Raw genomic sequence first — 2840 nt, 5'->3', positions numbered from 1 at the left:
TGTCCGGCGGTGTCCTACTCTCCCACACCCTCCCGAGTGCAGTACCATCGGCGCTGGAGGGCTTAGCTTCCGGGTTCGGAATGTAACCGGGCGTTTCCCCTCCGCCATAACCGCCGTAACCTTATCAACATATCAAACAACACCACTAACAGGGTGTGTTTGTTTGCTGTGAGTTACACAGTGGACGCGAGCAGAATCTTTGTAGTCAAGTCCTCGGCCTATTAGTACCGGTCAACTGAACCAGTTACCTGGCTTACATTTCCGGCCTATCAACCCAGTCGTCTAGCTGGGGGCCTTACCCCTGTCACCAGGGTGGGATACCTCATCTTGAAGCAGGCTTCCCGCTTAGATGCTTTCAGCGGTTATCCCTCCCGAACGTAGCTAACCAGCCGTGCCCCTGGCGGGACAACTGGCACACCAGAGGTTCGTCCGTCCCGGTCCTCTCGTACTAGGGACAGCCCTTCTCAAGTATCCTACGCGCACGGCGGATAGGGACCGAACTGTCTCACGACGTTCTAAACCCAGCTCGCGTACCGCTTTAATGGGCGAACAGCCCAACCCTTGGGACCTGCTACAGCCCCAGGATGCGACGAGCCGACATCGAGGTGCCAAACCATCCCGTCGATATGGACTCTTGGGGAAGATCAGCCTGTTATCCCCGGGGTACCTTTTATCCGTTGAGCGACACCGCTTCCACACGCAAGTGCCGGATCACTAGTCCCGACTTTCGTCCCTGCTCGACCTGTCAGTCTCACAGTCAAGCTCCCTTGTGCACTTACACTCAACACCTGATTGCCAACCAGGCTGAGGGAACCTTTGGGCGCCTCCGTTACCCTTTAGGAGGCAACCGCCCCAGTTAAACTACCCACCAGACACTGTCCCTGAACCGGATCACGGCCCGAAGTTAGATACCCGAATCAACCAGAGTGGTATTTCAAGATTGCCTCCACACATACTGGCGTATGCGCTTCACCGGCTCCCACCTATCCTACACAAATCAACTCAGATACCAATGTCAAGCTATAGTAAAGGTCCCGGGGTCTTTCCGTCCTGCCGCGCGTAACGAGCATCTTTACTCGTACTGCAATTTCGCCGGGCCTGTGGTTGAGACAGTGGGGAAGTCGTTACGCCATTCGTGCAGGTCGGAACTTACCCGACAAGGAATTTCGCTACCTTAGGATGGTTATAGTTACCACCGCCGTTTACTGGCGCTTAAGTTCTCCGCTTCGCCCCAAAGAGCTAACAGGTCCCCTTAACGTTCCAGCACCGGGCAGGCGTCAGTCCATATACATCGAATTACTTCTTCGCATGGACCTGTGTTTTTAGTAAACAGTCGCTTCCCCCTGCTCTCTGCGGCCATACAACGCTCCACCCGCGCAGGGCTTCACGTCTCCGGCCCCCCTTCTCCCAAAGTTACGGGGGCAATTTGCCGAGTTCCTTAACCACAGTTCACCCGATCGCCTCGGTATTCTCTACCTGACCACCTGTGTCGGTTTGGGGTACGGGCCGCTCGGAACTCGCTAGAGGCTTTTCTCGACAGCATAGGATCACTGACTTCACCTGAATCGGCTCGGCATCACGTCTCAGCCTACATGTGCTGCGGATTTGCCTACAGCACGGCCTACACGCTTACCCCGGCACAACCACCGGCCGGGCTCAGCTACCTTCCTGCGTCACCCCATCGCTTGACTACTACCCGCCAGGTTCCCACACTCCCCCAACTCAGTCCGAAGACCTTGCCAAGATCGGGTGGTTAGCACAACGAGGTTCATCATGGGCGTTCCTTCGCGGGTACGGGAATATCAACCCGTTATCCATCGACTACGCCTCTCGGCCTCGCCTTAGGCCCCGACTCACCCAGGGCGGAATAACCTGGCCCTGGAACCCTTGGTCATCCGGCGGAAGGGTTTCTCACCCTTCTTGCGCTACTCATGCCTGCATTCTCACTCGTGCCGCGTCCACAACTCGATCACTCGGCTGCTTCACCCCCGGCACGACGCTCCCCTACCCACCCACACACCTGGATGCCCCTCCCAAAAGGAAGAAACACCGGGCACAGTGTGAATGCCACAGCTTCGGCGGTGTGCTTGAGCCCCGCTACATTGTCGGCGCGGAACCACTTGACCAGTGAGCTATTACGCACTCTTTAAAGGGTGGCTGCTTCTAAGCCAACCTCCTGGTTGTCTAAGCGACCCCACATCCTTTTCCACTTAGCACACGCTTAGGGGCCTTAGCTGGTGATCTGGGCTGTTTCCCTCTCGACTACGAAGCTTATCCCCCGCAGTCTCACTGCCGCGCTCTCACTTACCGGCATTCGGAGTTTGGCTGATTTCGGTAAGCTTGTAGGCCCCCTAGACCATCCAGTGCTCTACCTCCGGCAAGAAACACGCGACGCTGCACCTAAATGCATTTCGGGGAGAACCAGCTATCACGGAGTTTGATTGGCCTTTCACCCCTAACCACAAGTCATCCCCCAACTTTTCAACGTTGGTGGGTTCGGCCCTCCACGCAGTCTTACCCACGCTTCAGCCTGCCCATGGCTAGATCACTCCGCTTCGGGTCTAGAACACGCGACTGAACGCCCTCTTCAGACTCGCTTTCGCTACGGCTCCCCCACACAGGTTAACCTCGCCACGTGCCACTAACTCGCAGGCTCATTCTTCAAAAGGCACGCCGTCACCCCTAAAGGCTCCGACGGATTGTAGGCGAACGGTTTCAGGTACTATTTCACTCCCCTCCCGGGGTACTTTTCACCATTCCCTCACGGTACTCGTCCGCTATCGGTCACCAGGAAGTATTCAGGCTTACCAGGTGGTCCTGGCAGATTCACGGCAGATTTC

The 2840-nt window shown here is 56.6% G+C and carries 2 rRNA genes (1 of these 2 cut by a window edge); both read right to left on the bottom strand.

The features are described 5' to 3' along the window. Position 1: 1 nt before the first annotated feature. A 5S ribosomal RNA gene (gene rrf / locus IEY61_RS30635) occupies positions 2-118 on the bottom strand. Between the two features lie 83 nt (positions 119-201). Next, a 23S ribosomal RNA gene (locus IEY61_RS30630) occupies positions 202-2840 on the bottom strand; it runs 473 nt beyond the window's last position.

The organism is Micromonospora sonchi (assembly GCF_014646235.1).
In the GTDB taxonomy this organism is placed as follows: domain Bacteria; phylum Actinomycetota; class Actinomycetes; order Mycobacteriales; family Micromonosporaceae; genus Micromonospora; species Micromonospora sonchi.
This window is presented reverse-complemented; position numbering and strand designations above follow the sequence as displayed.